The sequence below is a fragment of the Microbacterium sp. Root1433D1 genome (genome assembly GCF_001426835.1).
Lineage (GTDB): Bacteria > Actinomycetota > Actinomycetes > Actinomycetales > Microbacteriaceae > Microbacterium > Microbacterium maritypicum.
Genome location: NZ_LMFN01000003.1, coordinates 893,224 through 910,228 on the forward strand (window position 1 = coordinate 893,224; position 17,005 = coordinate 910,228).

At 68.5% G+C, this 17,005-nt stretch carries 16 protein-coding genes; 11 read left to right on the top strand and 5 right to left on the bottom strand.

The annotated features are described in order from the left end of the window. Positions 1 to 30 precede the first annotated feature (30 nt). The 4 genes from ASD13_RS15250 (at position 31) to ASD13_RS15265 (ending at position 4,423) form a co-directional block, all read left to right on the top strand. On the top strand, positions 31 to 690 hold the full coding sequence (locus ASD13_RS15250) for a response regulator (RefSeq protein ID WP_055870922.1): 660 nt from the start codon (positions 31 to 33) through the stop codon (positions 688 to 690). Beyond that, complete coding sequence (locus ASD13_RS15255; RefSeq protein WP_055870926.1) at positions 680 to 1,915, top strand: ATP-binding protein; 1,236 nt, start codon at positions 680 to 682, stop codon at positions 1,913 to 1,915. The genes ASD13_RS15250 and ASD13_RS15255 overlap by 11 nt, the downstream gene beginning before the upstream one ends. Beyond that, positions 1,912 to 2,904 carry a hypothetical protein gene (locus ASD13_RS15260; protein WP_235562614.1) on the top strand — a complete coding sequence of 331 codons (993 nt, stop codon included), beginning with the start codon at positions 1,912 to 1,914 and terminating at the stop codon, positions 2,902 to 2,904. The genes ASD13_RS15255 and ASD13_RS15260 overlap by 4 nt, the downstream gene beginning before the upstream one ends. 319 nt (positions 2,905 to 3,223) lie before the next feature. Next, positions 3,224 to 4,423, top strand: coding sequence for an ROK family transcriptional regulator (locus ASD13_RS15265; protein ID WP_055870932.1), 1,200 nt, complete (start codon positions 3,224 to 3,226; stop codon positions 4,421 to 4,423). Positions 4,424 to 4,772: 349 nt separating this feature from the next. Here the strand turns inward: ASD13_RS15265 and ASD13_RS15270 are convergent, their stop codons facing one another. The 4 genes from ASD13_RS15270 to ASD13_RS15285 form a co-directional block, all read right to left on the bottom strand. After that, complete coding sequence (locus tag ASD13_RS15270) at positions 4,773 to 5,024, bottom strand: acyl-CoA carboxylase epsilon subunit (protein WP_229778879.1); 252 nt, start codon at positions 5,022 to 5,024, stop codon at positions 4,773 to 4,775. Beyond that, the gene (locus ASD13_RS15275; RefSeq protein ID WP_373695445.1) at positions 5,021 to 6,610 is read right to left on the bottom strand and encodes an acyl-CoA carboxylase subunit beta; all 1,590 of its coding nucleotides are present in this window, start codon (positions 6,608 to 6,610) and stop codon (positions 5,021 to 5,023) included. The genes ASD13_RS15270 and ASD13_RS15275 overlap by 4 nt, the downstream gene beginning before the upstream one ends. A gap of 81 nt (positions 6,611 to 6,691) precedes the next feature. Further along, positions 6,692 to 7,630 carry a hypothetical protein gene (locus tag ASD13_RS15280; protein ID WP_055870936.1) on the bottom strand — a complete coding sequence of 313 codons (939 nt, stop codon included), beginning with the start codon at positions 7,628 to 7,630 and terminating at the stop codon, positions 6,692 to 6,694. 79 nt (positions 7,631 to 7,709) lie between these two features. Next, positions 7,710 to 8,402, bottom strand: a complete 693-nt coding sequence (locus ASD13_RS15285) for a phosphocholine cytidylyltransferase family protein (protein WP_055870939.1) — start codon at positions 8,400 to 8,402, stop codon at positions 7,710 to 7,712. A 249-nt stretch (positions 8,403 to 8,651) separates the two neighbouring features. Here ASD13_RS15285 and ASD13_RS17830 point away from each other — a divergent pair, with 249 nt between their 5' ends. The 3 genes from ASD13_RS17830 to ASD13_RS15300 are packed head-to-tail and all read left to right on the top strand — an operon-like array spanning position 8,652 to position 12,365. Beyond that, entirely contained in the window at positions 8,652 to 10,517 is a 1,866-nt protein-coding gene (locus ASD13_RS17830) for an ATP-binding cassette domain-containing protein (protein ID WP_442922330.1), read from the top strand. After that, a complete protein-coding gene (locus ASD13_RS15295; RefSeq protein ID WP_055870942.1) occupies positions 10,493 to 12,058 on the top strand; it encodes a hypothetical protein in 1,566 nt (521 codons plus the stop codon). The genes ASD13_RS17830 and ASD13_RS15295 overlap by 25 nt, the downstream gene beginning before the upstream one ends. Positions 12,059 to 12,098: 40 nt before the next feature. After that, on the top strand, positions 12,099 to 12,365 hold the full coding sequence (locus ASD13_RS15300; RefSeq protein WP_017828506.1) for a DUF3039 domain-containing protein: 267 nt from the start codon (positions 12,099 to 12,101) through the stop codon (positions 12,363 to 12,365). 2 nt (positions 12,366 to 12,367) lie between these two features. Here ASD13_RS15300 and ASD13_RS15305 read toward each other — a convergent pair whose 3' ends face one another. Continuing rightward, positions 12,368 to 13,693, bottom strand: a complete 1,326-nt coding sequence (locus ASD13_RS15305) for a nicotinate phosphoribosyltransferase (RefSeq protein ID WP_055870944.1) — start codon at positions 13,691 to 13,693, stop codon at positions 12,368 to 12,370. A gap of 63 nt (positions 13,694 to 13,756) precedes the next feature. Between ASD13_RS15305 and murI the strand changes: the two genes are divergently transcribed. From murI to ASD13_RS15325, 4 genes are all read left to right on the top strand, one after another. Beyond that, a complete protein-coding gene (gene murI, locus ASD13_RS15310) occupies positions 13,757 to 14,587 on the top strand; it encodes a glutamate racemase (RefSeq protein ID WP_055870948.1) in 831 nt (276 codons plus the stop codon). A gap of 52 nt (positions 14,588 to 14,639) precedes the next feature. Further along, a complete protein-coding gene (rph, locus tag ASD13_RS15315) occupies positions 14,640 to 15,377 on the top strand; it encodes a ribonuclease PH (protein WP_055870952.1) in 738 nt (245 codons plus the stop codon). 2 nt (positions 15,378 to 15,379) lie between these two features. Continuing rightward, entirely contained in the window at positions 15,380 to 15,973 is a 594-nt protein-coding gene (gene rdgB, locus ASD13_RS15320; RefSeq protein WP_055870955.1) for an RdgB/HAM1 family non-canonical purine NTP pyrophosphatase, read from the top strand. A 111-nt stretch (positions 15,974 to 16,084) separates the two neighbouring features. Next, positions 16,085 to 17,005 (top strand): cation diffusion facilitator family transporter, encoded by a 921-nt coding sequence (locus ASD13_RS15325; RefSeq protein WP_055870959.1) that lies wholly within the window; start codon positions 16,085 to 16,087, stop codon positions 17,003 to 17,005.

Here is a 17,005-nt window from a genome sequence, read left to right on the forward strand (position 1 = left end):
GCTCGTCGGGGGACTCAGTAGGCTGAGGGGATGAGCACGGTCGCACTCATCGACGATCACGAGTCCGTTCGCCTCGGTCTCGAGGCCGCGTGCGCGCGTGACTCGCAGACCGTCGTCTTCTCCGGGAGCACCGTCGTGTCGTACCTCGAATGGCGCCGCGCCACCGCGGCGGCGCCTGCCGAGGTCGTCGTGCTCGATCTCACTCTCGGCGACGGGACGACCGTGACCGAGAACGTGACCTCCCTCGTGAACGACGGTGCGAGCGTCGTGATCCACAGCGTCGCCGATCGGCCGGCAGCCGTGCGCGAGGCGCTCGCTGCCGGTGCCGCCGGAGTGGTGAGCAAGTCCTCTGCCCTCGACGACGTCCTCGATGCGATCCGTACCGTGGCGCAGGGCGAGGCCCTCAACAACGTCGAGTGGGCGAGCGCCGTCGACGGAGACCGCGCCTTCGCCGATGCGCAGCTCGCCACACGGGAGCGCGAGGTGCTCCGCCTGTATGCGACCGGCCTGCCGTTGAAGGCCGTCGCCGAGAAGCTGGGCGTCGCCTACTCCACCGCCAAGGAGAACATCACCCGCATCCGCGTGAAGTACGTCGAGGTCGGGCGCCCCGCGCCGACGAAGGTCGATCTCCTGCGCCGAGCGATGGAGGACGGGATCGTCACGGCTGACGAGGCACCCGGTGGCCGCTGAGCCGCTGAGCATCCGCGACGCCTGGAGCAAGATCCCCTCTCCCGGCAGCACGGAGACGGCGTACGAGCGCTTCACCGGCAAGCGCATGGAACGGATCCTCGCGATCGTCGTCGCGATCGGTTCGGCCGTGCTCGGAGCGCAGGCCCTGATCTCCGCGATGGGTTCCCTGTCCGCAGCGGATCCTGCGCACCTGGTGACGCTGATCGTGGTGTTCGTGCCGCTCGCCGCGATGCTGCTGGCCTGTGTGGTGGGTCGGGGCGTTCGCACCTTCTCCGGAATCTTCGCCGTGGTCTACGTCCTCGCGCTCGCCGCCTGGCCGACCGTCGTCGACCCCTCGGACAAGGGCGCGGGAGACCAGCCCTGGATCTTCTTCCTGGTCAACGTCGGTGTCGTCGCGGCCATGCTCGCGTTCCCGCTGTGGCTCCAGTTCGCGTGGGCTGCCGGGATGCCGTTCGTCTACGGCTACGTGCGCCTCGTCCAGGGGGAGTTCTCCCGTGAGTTCTGGGTGACGACCGCGTTCGATGTGTCGTTCACACTCATCCTCGGTGTCGTCATCGTCTCGCTCGGCTGGATGTTCCGCTCCGTCGCCGCCGGCGTGGACGAGGCCAGGGGGCAGGCGGTGGCTTCGTACTCGACGGCTGCCGCAGCGGCCGCAGCGGAAGAGGAGCGGGCGGCGATGTCCGCCTTGATGCATGACAGCGTCCTCGCCGCGCTGATCGCCGCCGAGAGGGCCGAGGGTGAGCGTGCGGAGGAACTGGCCGTCGCCATGGCGCGGGAGGCTCTCACCCGCCTTGCGAACACCGAGGCCGCCGTCGCACAGGAGGGCAGCGATGAGCCCGTCGGCACGGCGCAGATCGTCGTCGAGCTGCGTCGGGCCCTGTCCGAGCTCGGTGCCGACGCGATCGTCGAAGAGCGCGGAGGAATCGGCCTCATCCCCGGGCGGGCGGCTCGTGCGCTGGTACTCGCGGCGCGGCAGGCCATCGGCAACGCCGTGTCGCATGCCAACGGACGCGGGCTCCACATCATCGTCGAGGGGCATGCAGACGAAGGGGTCGTCGTGACGGTCTCGGACACCGGGTCGGGTTTCGACGTCGACTCGATTGGTGCCGACCGCCTCGGGATCCGCGCGTCGATCTTCGCGCGCATGGCGGGCGTCGCCGGCACGGCCGACATCGTCTCCGACGAGCACGGCACCACCGTGACGCTGGGATGGGTGCGCTCGTGAACCGCACCGTGCGCAGCGTCGCCACCTCTCTCGCCGTCGGTTTCGCACTGTACTTCGTCGCCCGCGGGATCTGGTGGATCGAGCAGCCGACCGCTCCGCTGCTGATGGTCCTCGCGATCGCCGTGTACCTGGTGGTCGTGAACATCGCGATCCTCGGCGACGGCGCCTCGGTGAAGATGCCGATGTGGTCGGCGGTCCTCGCGTTGCTGGCGAGTGCGGTGATCCCCGTGCTCGTCACCTTCTCGCTCGAACCGGCGGATCGCACCGCCCCTTTCGCGACCTGGTACATCGGTGCTCTCGGCCTGCTCGGCATCGTGTGCGTCGTTCGCCGGCGGTCCCTGATCGGCTGGCTCGTGCTCGTGGTGCTCGTGGTGGCGGCGTCCGCGTCGCTGGGCTTCGTCGTGGCGCTCAACCTCGGGCTGGTCGGCTCCATCATGTGGGTGGCCGTTGCGCGACTGCTCGTGATGTTCTGGGACCGGGCGGTGCGCGACACCGAGCGTCTCGCAGAGATCCAGCAGGCGGTGTCCGCATGGCACGCCACGCAGCGGGTCCGGCAGCGTGAGCGGCGTCTTCGCACGCAGTTCGCCCTGGCCGTCGCCGGCCCGGTCCTCAGCAGGGTCGTGGCGGCGAGGGGCGCGCTGAACGATCAGGAGCGTCTGGATGCACGTCTCGCCGAGGGGCGGCTGCGCGACGAGTTGCGCGGAGCCGACCTCCTCAACGACGCGGTGCGCAACGCGATCGAGGCGGCGCGACGGCGCGGCGTGGTCGTCACCGTGTTCGATGAGGGCGGCTTCGACGGTATCGACGAGGCGCGTCGCAAAGCGATCCGAGACGAACTGGCGGTGGTGCTCAGCCGGGCGCAGACCTCTCGACTCATCATCCGCTCGTCACCGGACCCTCGTATCGCGGTGACCGTGGTCGGCCGCGCCGGTTCGCGATCGTCCGGCGACGATGACGCGGTCGACCTCTGGCACGAGATCCCGCGCTGAATGCCGGTCGTCTGACGCGGTTCGCGAACGTCCTCGGCCCCGGCCGGGGGAGGCGACCGGAGTCGAGGATGATGAGAGTGGGAGAGGGGCGGCGAATCCGCCTGCCCCTCTCCGTGCGGACAGTTACCCGAAAACCGTCCGCTGGTGGCCGATCAGCGTCTGTCTACCCTGGGACAGAGAGACCAGCCGAACGCGAAGCGTCTCCCTCAGTCTGATGGCTTGCGCAAACATTGTCTGTAGGTATTTTGGGGGACAAGAATCCGCCTCGATGGTGGATCATTGGACGATGGCAACGCGTCGTGGCACCAATCTCCCGCGTATGGGTGACTTCAACCAGTCCGTGATTCTCGAGGCCATCCGCCAGTCCGGCGAGGGGTTGAGCAGGATCGAGCTCGCGACGGCGACCCGGCTCTCGGCGCAGACCGTCACGAACATCACCCGGAGGCTCCTCGATGACGGGTTCATCAGGGAGGCCGGGCGCACGATCAACGGGCCTGGCAAGCCGCGCGTCACCCTGAGGCTCGTCGCAGACAGCCGCTTCGCGGTGGGAGTGCACCTCGACCCCGCCCTCATGACATTCGTGCTGCTCGACCTGTCGGGTGCCATCGTTCGACGCCTGAGCGTGCGCACGCCCGCCGAGGATCCGCACCGGATCGTCGAGGCCATGGCGACGACGATCGACGCCCTGATCGTGGGATCGGGTGTGGATCGCTCGCGGATCGCGGGGGTGGGGGTCGCGGCCCCCGGCCCGCTCGACGTGGAGAAGGGCACGGTCATCGATCCCCCGAAGCTCGTCGGCTGGCACCGTGTTCCGCTGCGCGAGGTGTTGGCGGAGGCCACCGGGCTGCCCGTGGTGCTGGAGAAGGACACGACGTCTGCCGCGGTGGGGGAGTTGTGGACTCGACGCGAGTCGGCCGACGACTCGTTCGTCTTCGTCTACCTCGGCACCGGGATCGGCGCGGCCCTGGCCAGAGACGGGGAGGCGGTGCGTGGCAGCACGCGCAACATCGGCGAGATCGGGCACATCATCGTCGACCCGGACGGGCCCTCCTGCTCGTGCGGGTCCCGCGGGTGCGTCGAGGTCGTCTGCACCCCGCAGGCGATCGTCGAACAGGCGGAGCGTGCGGGTGTCTTCGGCGACGACCGCCAGGCGAGCGACGTCGCCGCCGTCCATGAGAGATTCAGTCGGCTGTGCGAGCGAGCGGCCGAGGGCGATGAAGCGGCTGTCGGGGTGCTGAGACAGGCGGCTGCGCACATCACCGTGCTGACGGCGGCGCTGACCAACATGCTCGACGTGGATCGGGTCGTGTTCGGCGGGCCTTTCTGGGCTCGGCTCGCCGACGTTTACCTGCGGGAGATCCCCGCCAGGCTCGATCGTGCCAGTGCGACGCGCGCGGTGCGCACGCTTCCTGTCGATGGCACGGTGGTGGGGGACGACGTCGGTGCGGTGGGTGCCGGGTGCGTGGTCCTCGACTCGGTCCTCAGTCCCCGTGCCTCGGATCTGCTGCTCGACAGCTGATCCGAGACGCCGTCCCGGTCTCTGCCGTCGACGGATCAGGGCTTGCGGGTATATGTCTAATCGATGTAATATTTAGGGTTCCCTCATCGTCGGATCACGGAACTGCGCCCTCTCTCCGCATGCTCGGCACCGTGGCATGCAGGGGGGAAGCGGTCCCGGTCCGAGTCGGGGTGAACACGCCCCATCCTGCACAGGGCAGGGCGAGGCGGCGACGGGGAACGTCGCCGAGCAGGGCGCTGGGGGTCCTGCGACGATCGTCTGCGTGATTCGTGAGGCGGAGGGTTCACGGATCACGCAGACGTAGTCGGATTCCTTCCAGACGCCTGCGTCCCGCAGCTGCGCGCGGCGGTCAGCCGGAGAAGCGCCCCCAGGGGATGTCGCGACGAAGCGGGCGTCGCAGCGGTCGCTGCGTCCGCGTCCATGCCGACACGGACGGCTCGTCGGCGACGGCGGCAGCCGCCTCCGTCGCATAGGCCTCGCTGATCACCGCGATGAGCGCGGCGAGCTCTTCCTCGGTGGCCGCCCCGCGGGTGATGTCGAGCATCGGCGCCTCCGGGGTCTCCGGGGCCGGTGTGCCGTCCTGAGCGTTCTGCGCGGTCACAGCGGGATGTTCCCGTGCTTCTTCGGAGGCAGCTCCGCACGCTTGCCGCGCAGAGCGCGCAGCGCCTTGGCGATCGAGACGCGGGTGTTCGCCGGCTCGATGATGCCGTCGAGTTCGCCGCGCTCTGCCGCCAGGAAGGGCGACGCCACGTTGTAGGTGTACTCGTTCGCGAGCCGGGTGCGCACGGCGGCGACGTCCTCACCGGCCTCCTCGGCCTTCTTGATCTCGCCGCGGTACAGGATGTTGACGGCGCCCTGGCCACCCATGACCGCGATCTCCGCTGTCGGCCACGCGAGGTTCACATCCGCGCCCAGCTGCTTCGAGCCCATCACGATGTATGCGCCGCCGTAGGCCTTGCGCAGGATCACGGTGACGAGGGGCACGGTGGCCTCTGCGTAGGCGTAGAGCAGCTTCGCGCCACGGCGGATGACTCCGGTCCATTCCTGGTCGGTGCCGGGCAGATAGCCGGGCACATCCACGAGCGTGACGATCGGGATCGAGAAGGCGTCGCAGAAGCGCACGAACCGGCTCGCCTTCTCTCCGGCCTCGATGTTCAGGGTGCCGGCCATCTGCGAGGGCTGATTGGCGATGATACCCACCGACCGGCCCTCGATGCGTCCGAATCCGATCACGATGTTGGGCGCGAACAGCGGCTGGACCTCGAGGAAGTCGCCCTCATCGACGACATGCTCGATGACGGTGTGGATGTCGTACGGCTGATTCGTCGAATCGGGGACGATCGTGTTGAGCGTGCGATCGGCGTCGGTGGTCTCGAACTCGAAGGCGCTCTCGTACGACGGCAGCTCCGCCATGTTGTTGTCCGGGAGGAAGCTCAGCAGCGTGCGCGCGTAGTCGATCGCGTCGTCCTCATCCTCGGCGAGGTAGTGCGCGACGCCCGAGCGGGTGTTGTGCGTGTACGCACCGCCGAGCTCTTCCATGCCCACGTCCTCGCCCGTGACGGTCTTGATCACGTCGGGGCCGGTGACGAACATCTGGCTGGTCTTGTCGACCATGATCACGAAGTCGGTGAGGGCGGGGGAGTACACCGCTCCGCCCGCAGCCGGGCCCATGATGATGGAGATCTGCGGGATGACGCCGGATGCACGGGTGTTCAGGCGGAAGATCTCGCCGTACTTGCCGAGGGCGACGACGCCCTCCTGGATGCGCGCGCCACCGGAGTCGAGGATTCCGATGCAGGGCATCCCTCCGGCGAGGGCGAACTCCATGATCTTGATGATCTTCTCGCCGGCGACCTCGCCGAGCGAACCGCCGAAGGTCGAGAAGTCCTGCGAGTACACCGCGACCGTGCGGCCGTTGATCGTGCCCACGCCGGTGACGACCGAGTCGCCGTAGGGTCGCGAACGATCCATGCCGAAGGCCGTGGTGCGGTGGCGCACATACTCGTCGAACTCGACGAAGCTCCCGGGGTCGACGAGCAGCTCGATGCGCTCGCGGGCGGTCATCTTGCCCTTCGCGTGCTGCTTCTCCTTCGCCTTCGCTTCCGCGTCGACGACGGCTTCTGTATAGCGAGCGCGCAGATCCGCGATCTTGCCGGCGGTGGTAAAGAGGTCGGGCTTGTCCGTCACGGATTCCACCCTATCGTCGGCTCGCCTCCGGCTGTTGGATGCTCGCCACAACGGGTCGGCCGATCCTTTGGCGAGGTGCGCTCAGCCCTCGGGCTCACCGGACTCGAGTTCCGGGTCGGCCTTGGGGCGGCGGCCGATCGAGCGGGCCTTGCGTCCCGCCCATTCCACCCCGCGGACGGTCGTACCGGCCGCTCCCGCGACCGCATTGCCGGCGTAGCGGGCACCACGCAGCACCCGCAACTCCAGCTTCTCGGCGCCGGGTACGGGTTCCAGTTCGAGGGGAAGGTCGATCGGGGCGGCACCGAAGGCCTTGTGGGATGTCGTCAGCACGCGGCGGCCGAGGATGTTGTTCCCCGCGCCTCCGATCGCGGCACCGATCCCGAACGGGAGGGCCTTGCCGATGACCGACGCGCCGCCCTTGGCAGCGAACTGCTTCACGAACATGCTCTTGAGCTGGTCGACGAGAGGTCCGACGGCGGCGCGGGGGAGTGACTTCGTGACGAGCTCGCCCCAGTACGACGATCTGCTCCCGCCGCGCCCTGCCACCTGCCCGGCGAGCTGTCCGACCAGGTCGACGCCCTCCTTCCCGAGCATCAGCGTCATCACCAGCGCTCTGGCGCGATCCGGGTTCGCGACCGCGATCCCGTGCACCTCGGCGACCGACTGCGCGAACAGAGCTGTGGACTCCACGAAGCCGACCGTCTCCACGCCGGAGAGTGCGAGCGTGACACCCGTGCCGATGCCCGGGACGACAGCGGTCGCGCCGACCGCGGCTCCACCGGTGGTCACGGCCGCCAGGTAGCGACGCTCGAGGATGCGGATGATCTCGGCCGGCGAGGCCTGCGGATTGCGCAGGCGGATGCTCCGGATGTGCGCTAGCACGAGCGGGCGCTGGATCGACAGCACGCGGTCGAGGCCGCGCACCATCATCGGATGCTCCGCCGATCCGGTGGGAGGCACCCCCTTGTCCCACGGGGCGTCGTCCGGGAGCGAATGGATCTTGTGCACCTTGGGAGCCATGCTGCGATCCTATGGAGCCAGTCCGCGAAAACGCCGAAAGCCCGGTCCCTCGGAGGGACCGGGCTTTCGTGACCGGCGATCAGACGAAGAGGTTCGCCCGCTCCAGGTCTTCGGCGAAATCGACCTCGACCGCGTACAGGTCGGAGACATCCATCGGCTCGAGCAGCAGGCCGTCTTCGGCGATCGCGAGCTCGAGACCGCGCTCGAAGTAGTCCTGGTCCTCGACACGCTGCAGCTGACGCATGAACGCCTTCTTGTGTGCGGACGAGATGTAGTTGATGCCGACGGCCTCGCCGAGACCGCCCTTGACGGTCTTGGACAGCTCGTTGATGAAGCCCTCGGCCGTGACCGTGTACTTCACCTCTTCATCGCTGACCTTGGAGGTGTTCACCGTCACGAAGGACTGGTCGCGCTCGATGTACTCGAGCGCGCGGCCGAGGATCATCGGGTCGAAGACGACGTCTCCGTTCATCCACAGCACTCCGCTGCGACCGGTCGCACCGAGGGCCCTCAGCAGGCTCTTCGAGGTGTTGGTCTCGTCGTAGCGTTCGTTGTGGACGTAGTTCACCTGGGGGAACGCATCGATGATGGTCTCTGCGCGGTAGCCGACCACGGTGGTGATGCGGGCGTCGGAACCGAAAGCGGCGCGGATGTTGTCGTGCTGCTGGCCCATGATCGTGCGGCCGTCGCTCAGTTCGGTGAGCGGCTTCGGCAGCGCGCGGCCGAGGCGCGAGCCCATTCCGGCGGCGAGGATGACGGTCTGAAGAGTCACGAGTGCTCCTAAAGGAAGTTGTGTTCACGGTCGATTAACCGACCAGACACTTCGTCGTGCCGTTGTCATGGTATCGATTCCGCCTGGGAACCTCGGGGTGAGGAGGCCCCCGTTGTCATTTCGTGATCGACTACACACCGGATGCACAGGGTTCCGATCGCCTCGGGATCTCGGCGGATCTGCGCGATCCGAGGGCAGTTTATTGCGCGGCGGCCTTGGCGTACAGCCACCCGTTGATACCGTAGGACGGTGACTGCCTCCCCTGACGACCGCACCGCCCAGGTGGACCAAACCGAGATCGCGCAAGAGAAGACGTCGGCGAAGCGCGCGCCGGCCAAGAAGCAGACCCCCACCGCGGCAGCGGCCGCCGATGAGACCTCGTCCGCGCCCGCTGTGAAGAAGCCGGCGGCGAAGAGGCCGGCCGCGAAGCGCCCGGCGACCACTCGTACGACCACGGCCTCCGCCGCGAGGAAGCCCGCTGCGGCAAAGGCATCCGCGGCGAAGACCGGAGCCACGAAGGCTGCTGCGGAGAAGGCGGCGCCGACAGCGGAAGTGGTGGTGGAACCGCTCGTGAAGGCGATGCCCGGCCAGACGAGTGAGCCGTCGTCGACCACGAGCTCCCCCCGCAGCACGACAGCCGCACGCTCGGCCGCCGCGAAGAACACGGCCGCCGCGAAGGCCACCACCGCGGCGAAGACGACTGCGGCGAAGACCACCGCGGCGAAGACGGCGGCAGCGAAGACCACCGCGGCGAAGACGGCGGCAGCGAAGACCACCGCGGCGAAGACCACCGCCGCGAAGACGGCAGCGGCGAGGACGGCGGCGACCAAGGCAGCGGCGTCCAAGTCCACTGCGCGATCGGCCGCAGCGAAGACCACGGCGGCCAAGACCACGGCCGCGAAGGCGGCGGCTGCGAAGAAGGCCGCGGCGAAGAAGGCTGCCGATGCGGCGGCGAAGGCCGCGGCGGACACCGCCACGGCGGCGCCGGAAGCGACTCCCGTCATCGAGCCGGTGACCGTCGAGACGGCTCCCGCGGTGGAACTCACCCCGACGGCCGATTCCACTCCCGCGGCGATCGAGCAGGTCACCGTCGTCGATACCGTGGCCGTCGAGCCCGCCGTCGTCGAGCCCGCCGTCGTCGAGCCCGCCGTCGTCGAGACCGCGGCCGTCGCGGAAGCGACGGTCGCCTCGGAACCCGTCGAGGCCGAACCCGTCGAGGCCGATCCTGTCGATGCCGGGCCTGCGGAGGCTGCTGCCGCAGTCGAACCCGATGGTTCCGTCGAGATCGCCGCGGCGGTGGCGGAGTCCGACGATGCGGCTTCCGGGGTCGTGGATCCCCACGATGCCGGCTCCGCCGGCGAGGCGATCAGCATTCGCGGTCTCGTCAAGCAGTTCGGTGACAACAGAGCCGTCGACGGCATCGACCTGACCGTGCCGGCCGGCTCGTTCTACGGGGTCGTCGGTCCCAACGGCGCGGGTAAGACCACGACACTCTCGATCGTCGCCGGGCTTCTGCGCGCCGACGCGGGCAGCGTCGTCATCTGCGGCATCGATCAGGCGAAGCAGCCGCTGGCGGCGAAGCGGCTGATGGGCGTGCTGCCTGATCGGCTGCGCACCTTCGACCGTCTCACCGGTCGTCAGCTGCTCTACTACTACGGGTTGCTGCGCGGCCTCGCGGCGGATGTGATCGAGAAGCGCGCCGCCGACCTCGCGCGAGCCTTCGATCTCGGCGATGCCCTCAGCCGCGTCGTCTCCGACTACTCGGCCGGCATGACGAAGAAGATCATGCTCGCCGGGGCCATGATCCACTCGCCGCGCGTGCTCGTGCTCGATGAGCCGTTCGAGTCGGTGGATCCTGTCTCCTCGGCGGTCATCCTGGACATCCTCCGCGCCTACGTCTCGCACGGCGGCACCGTGATCCTGTCGAGCCACGGCATGGATCTGGTCGAGCGTGTCTGCTCACGCGTCGCGATCATCGTCGGCGGAGAGGTTCTCGCCGAAGGCACGATCGACGAGGTCCGCGCGGGTCAGACTCTCGAGGCGCGCTTCGTCGAGCTCGCCGGTTCCAGCGGAGAGGTGGAGGGGCTCGAGTGGCTGCACACGTTCTCCGACTGAGGCTCGCGCTGCTGCTGGGCTCTGTGCGCGGCGATCGTCGGATCCGGACGCTCATCTCGCTCGCGGCGGTCATCGCCGTCACCGCCGTGGTGTGCATCGCCGTGTTCAGCCTCGCGGCAGCCCCGGTACCGGTGGCACGCGCAGTCACCGTGCTCGGCGGGGCCGCCCTCCTCATCGGCTTCCTCGTCGGCCCGATCCTCGTCGGTGCCGTCGACCAGCTCGACCCCCGACGGTTCGCGGTCTTCGGTGTCGATGAGCGGCAGATGCCCTGGGTGCTCACGCTGGCCGCCTTCATCAGCGTGCCCAGCCTGGCGCTTCTCGCGGTCTACATCAGCGTCTGCATCGTGGCGATCGGAGCAGGGACTCCCTGGCCGCTGGCGGTGCTGATGACGATCATCGGTGTCATCACGACGATGCTGGTCTCGAGGATCGGTATGGCGCTCAACGCTCTGCTTCTTCCGGAGCGCCGATCCCGAGAGCTCACGGCGCTGTTCGCGCTCGCGCTGATCGTGATCGCGTTCCCCGTCGCGGTGTTCTTCGGATCGCTCCGCTGGGACGGCCTCGTGCCGCCGTCGCTCGCGACGCTCTCGAGCGTCTTCGGTTTCAGCCCGTTCGCCGCGGCACCCGCGTTCCTCTTCGACTCCGCAGCCGGGGCGACCGCCTCGGCGTGGGTCAGCGGCGTCATCGCGGTCCTCACGGTCGTTCTGCTCGGGATCGCATGGGCCTGGCTCGTGCGGCGTCTGCTCACGACGACGGAGCGTCCGGTCACGCTGAGGGAGCGCACGGGCCTCGGCTGGTTCGGTCTGCTGCCGTCGAACGCCTTCGGTGCGATCGCGGCTCGAAGCCTCGTCTACTGGCTTCGCGACCGTCGCTACATCATGAACATCATCGTGGTGCCGGTGGCCGGTGTCCTCACCGTGCTTCCGCTCATCGTCGCCGGTGTCCCGTTGGAGGTCGCAGCGCTCGTGCCCGTGCCCGTGATGGCGCTGTTCTTCGGCTGGTTGCCGCACAACGACGTCGCCTACGACTCGACGGCGCTGTGGACCCACGTGGCCAGTGGCGTCCGGGGTCTTCCCGACCGTCTCGGACGCCTGGTGCCGGTCCTTCTCGTCGCGATTCCGGTGCTCGCGATCGCGGTTCCCCTGTCGCTCCTCCTCGTCGGCAACTGGAGCCTGCTGCTGCCGATGGGCGGCGTGGCCGCGAGCCTGCTCTTCTGCGCTCTGGGTATCTCGAGCATCGTCTCGGTCGTCGCCCCGTACGCGGTCTCGCGACCCGGTGACAGCCCGTTCCAGCAGCCGCAACGGCCGACGTCCCGAGGCACATACGGTCCCGCAGCGGCGTTCCTCGGAGCGATCGTGCTGAGCGCCCCCACCATCTGGTTGTTCGCGGCCACGATGCTCGAGGGCTCCGCATACGCCCCGGCGACCTTCTGGGTCGGGCTCCTCGGCGGCCTCGCGGTGTTGGCCGCGGGGGCGGTCATCGGCGGTCGCATCTTCGAGCGCAGCGGGGAGCGCCTGATGGAGTTCGTCGAGACAGCGTGACGACCGCCCACGAGGCATTCGACGCCGCTAGACTCACGGGATGAGTACTCCGCTGGACAGCCCCGATCAGGGCGGCGTGGCAACGCTTGATCGCGAACTGGAAGAGCTCCTCCGTGAGGAGAATCTCGAACCGGGCGACCATGAGCGCTTCTCGCATTACGTGAAGAAGGACAAGATCCTCGAGTCCGCGATCACCGGCAAGCCGGTGCGGGCACTGTGCGGCAAGAAGTGGACCCCGGGCCGCGACCCGGAGAAGTTCCCCATCTGCCCCACGTGCAAGGAGATCTACGAGTCGATGATGGGCTGACCTCAGTCTGCTTCGACGTACACGGTGGGAATCGCCGGGTCGGACTTGCTGAGCGCGAGAGCGCGCACCGGGAGTTCTTCGCGCACGCGCAGATGGTGCGCCCGCGCGGCTGCCGTGCCCTCGACGCCTTCGTAGCTCGAGTCGATGTCACCAGCCTCGACGAAGGTCACCTGCAGTGGGCGGCCGTCGGGATGCTCCGCCGCGGTGTCGAGCTCTTCGAAACCATCGGAGACGACGACCGTCTCGGCGGTGGCGACGCCGTCCACCAGGGTCCGGAAAGCGGCCTTGCGACCACCGTGCGACGCCTTGTCCGCCGATGCCTTCGCGACACCGATCCAGGATCCGGTGGCATCCTGTCGTGCCACGAGCTTGTAGACCATGCTCGCGGTCGGATACCCGGATCCGGTGACCACCGACGTTCCGACACCGTAGGCGTCGACCGGCGATGCGGCCAGGGCGGCGATCGCATACTCGTCGAGGTCGCTGGTCACCGTGATGCGAGTGGACGTCGCCCCGAGCTCGTCGAGCTGCGCGCGAACGTCTCCGGCGACGATGGGGAGGTCGCCGGAGTCGATCCGCACGCCGCCGAGCTCCGTGCCGGCGACCCGGATGGCGGTCTCGACGCCCGTGCGGATGTCGTACGTGTCCACGAGCAGCGTCGTTCCGATGCCCATGCTCTCGACCTGCGAGCGGAACGCCTCCTCTTCGGAGTCGTGCAGCAGCGTCCAGGAGTGGGCGGCCGTGCCCATGGTGGGGATGCCCCAGCTTCGTCCGGCCTCGAGGTTGCTCGTGGCGCCGAAGCCGGCGATGTAGGCAGCCCGGGCGGCGGCGACGGCCGAGCGCTCGGCTGCGCGTCGTGATCCCATCTCTGCCAGCGGACGCTCACCGGCGGCGATGCTCATGCGAGAGGCAGCGGTCGCGACGGCGGAATCGTGATTGAGCACGCTCAGGGCGAGCGTCTCGAGTACGACGGCATCGGCGAACGTGCCCTCGACGGTGAGGATGGGGGAGCCGGGGAAGTACAGCTCACCCTCGCGATAGCCGCGGATCGTTCCCGAGAACCGGTAGTCCTCGAGGTGAGCGATCGACGACGCATCGACGACGTTCTGGTCTCTGAGGAACCGCAGCTCGTCGTCACCGAAGCGGAAGTCGCGCAGGAGACCGAGCAGGCGGCCGGTGCCGGCGACGACACCGAAGCGGCGGCCCCCGGACAGACGCCGGGAGAACAGCTCGAAGACGCTGGGGCGGAATGCCGTTCCGTCCCGGAGGGAGGCGGCGAGCATCGTGAGCTCATAGCGGTCGGTGAGCAGCGCCGTCGACGTGGTCATGCGCTCAGTTTAGTGAGCGTGCTGATGCGCGCGGCAGCTCCCGCGCAGGTAGGCTGGGGAGTCATGAACGACGCGCCGATCGGGATCTTCGACTCCGGTGTCGGCGGGCTCACGGTGGCGCGGGCCATCCGCGCCCAGCTGCCCCGTGAGTCGTTCGTCTACATCGGCGACACCGCGCACTCGCCGTACGGCCCCAAGCCCATCGCCGACGTGCGCCGCTACTCTCTCGAGGTGCTCGACACCCTCGTCGAGCAGGGCGTGAAGATGCTGGTGATCGCGTGCAACACCGCCTCGGCCGCCATGCTCCGCGATGCTCGTGAACGCTACGACATCCCGGTGGTCGAGGTGATCGGTCCCGCGGTGCGCCGCGCGGTCTCCACGACCCGCAACGGGCGCGTCGGCGTGATCGGCACGGTCGGCACCATCGGCTCACGCGCGTACCAGGACATGCTCGAGGTCAACGAGAGGCTGCAGGTCTTCACCGCCGCCTGCCCGCGCTTCGTCGAGTTCGTCGAGGCCGGGATCACCGGGACTCCGGAGGTGCTCGCTGTGGCTGAGGAGTATCTCGCCCCTCTTCGCGATGCTGACGTCGACACGCTCGTGCTCGGCTGCACGCACTATCCGTTCCTTCGCGGCGCCATCAGCTACGTCATGGGAGAGGGCGTCACGCTCGTCTCCAGCGACGACGAGACCGCCGGCGACGTCTATCGCCAGCTCGTCCGCGGAGACCTGCTCGCCTCGCCGGATGCCACCGCGAGCTACGTCTACGAGGCCACCGGAGCGTCGACCGACGACTTCACCGCTCTGGCCAACCGTCTGATGGGCCGTGAGGTCCGCGACGTGCAGCTCGTCCAGACCGGCGTGATCACTCTTCCCGAGAACGCTTTCGAGTAATCCGGATCGAGTCGCTCCGACTCGATCCGCCACCCCGACCTGAGAGAAGCACATGTCCGAAATCGTCCGCGTCGACGGCCGCTCCACCGATCAGTTGCGTGAGATCACCATCGAGCGGGGCTGGAGTGCGCACGCCGAGGGATCCGCACTGATCAGCTTCGGCGGCACCAAGGTGCTGTGCACCGCCTCCTTCACCAACGGCGTTCCGCGCTGGTTGACCGGTAAGGGCAAGGGATGGGTCACAGCCGAGTACTCCATGCTCCCGCGGGCCACGAACAGCCGGAACGACCGGGAGAGCGTCAAGGGACGCATCGGCGGTCGCACCCATGAGATCTCGCGCCTGATCGGTCGCGCCCTGCGTGCCGTCGTCGATACGAAGGCGCTCGGCGAGAACACGATCGTGATCGACTGCGACGTGCTGCAGGCTGACGGTGGCACGCGCACGGCGGCCATCACCGGTGCGTACGTGGCGCTCGCCGATGCCATCGAGTGGGGCCGGGAGAAGAAGTTCATCGGCAAGAACTCCACGCCGCTGCTCGATTCGGTCGCCGCCGTGTCCGTGGGGATCATCGATGGCGAGCCCATGCTCGATCTGGCATATGTCGAGGATGTACGCGCGGAGACCGACATGAACATCGTCGTCACCGGCCGCGGACTCTTCGTCGAGGTCCAGGGAACGGCCGAGGGCGCTCCGTTCGACAAGCGGGAGCTCGACGCGCTGCTCGAGCTCGGTCTGGCCGGATGCGCCGACCTGAAGGGCGCGCAGCTCGCCGCACTGGCAGGGGAGTGACCATGCGGATCGTGCTCGCGACGCACAATCCGCACAAGGTCGCGGAACTCCAGCAGATCGTGGCGCAGGCCCGTCCCGATCTCGAGGTCGTCGGCTACGACGGTCCCGAGCCGGTCGAAGACGGCGTGACGTTCGCCGAGAACGCGCTGATCAAGGCACGGGCGGCCGCCGCTCACACCGGACTCGCGGCTCTCGCCGACGACTCCGGCATCTGCGTCGACGTTCTCGGCGGCTCTCCCGGGGTGTTCTCGGCCTATTGGGCCGGTCAGAAGAAGGACGCCGCGGCGAACCTCGAGCTGCTGCTCGACCAGCTGCGTGACATCGCCGACCCGCACCGGACCGCGCACTTCACCTCGACGATCGCCCTCGTGCTGCCGGACGGCCGTGAGCAGGTCGTGGAGGGACGCTGGCCGGGGCGCCTGGCCCACGCGGCAACGGGAGAAGGGGGCTTCGGGTACGACCCGATCTTCGTCCCGGACGGTCAGCCCGCAGGGGAGGAGCGGTCGGTGGGCGAGTTCACCTCCGAGGAGAAGCAGGCGCAGTCCCACCGTGCCCGCGCCTTCGCCGAACTGGTTCCGCTGCTCGCCGCGCTCTGAGCGCGCTCGGCTCTCGGTCGCGAGAAACCGCTGCTGAAGCTGAGAATCGTTACCCTTCCCGACTAGCCGGAACAGGCCTTCCGGGCCGTCGTCCCGGTCTAGCCTGGGGGCATGCACGATCACGCACCCGCCCCCGGCGGCATCCGCTCCGCGAGCAGCAGACGCCTGCTCGCGATCTCGCTGTCCCTCACCGCGACGGTGATGCTCGTCCAGATCGTCGGCGCGCTGCTCTCCGGTTCTCTCGCGCTGCTCGCCGATGCGGCACACATGTTCACGGACGCCTCCGGCCTCGTGATCGCTCTCATCGCCGCGACTGTCGCCGCGCGCCCGGCGGATGACAGGCGCACCTTCGGATATCAGCGCGCCGAGGTGTTCGGTGCGCTGATCAATGCCGTCATCCTGATCGCCCTCGCGACCTGGGTCGCGATCGAGGGCATCGGGCGACTCATCGATCCGGGAGAGGTCGAGGTCGCCGGCGGCCTCATGCTGATCGTCGCGGTGGTGGGAATGCTCGCGAATGCCGTGTCGATGTGGCTGCTGAGTCGCGCCCAGCGCACCAGCATCAACGTGCGCGGTGCCTACCTCGAGGTGATGGGCGATCTGATCGGTTCTGTGGCGGTCATCGTGGCAGCGGTGGTCATCCTCGTCACCGGATGGATGCCGGCCGATGCCATCGCGTCGCTGTTCATCGCGGCGATGATCATCCCTCGGGCCATCGCCCTGCTGCGGGAGGTGTTCTCGGTTCTCGCCGAGTCCGCGCCGAAGGGCACGGCGGTGAGCGAGATCCGTACCCACCTTCTCGGATACGAGGGCGTCGTCGGCGTGCATGATGTGCACGTCTGGCAGCTCACACGCGGAGCACCCGTGTTCACGGCCCACGTCAGCATCGAGCCGGCGCTGTACGCCGACGGCCGTTCAGCCCAACTGCTCACCGAGATGCAGGCGTGCCTCGCCGATCACTTCGACGTGGAGCATTCCACCTTCCAGATCGAGCCGGCCGAGCAGTCGGACTGCGAGCCGCACCACGCCTGA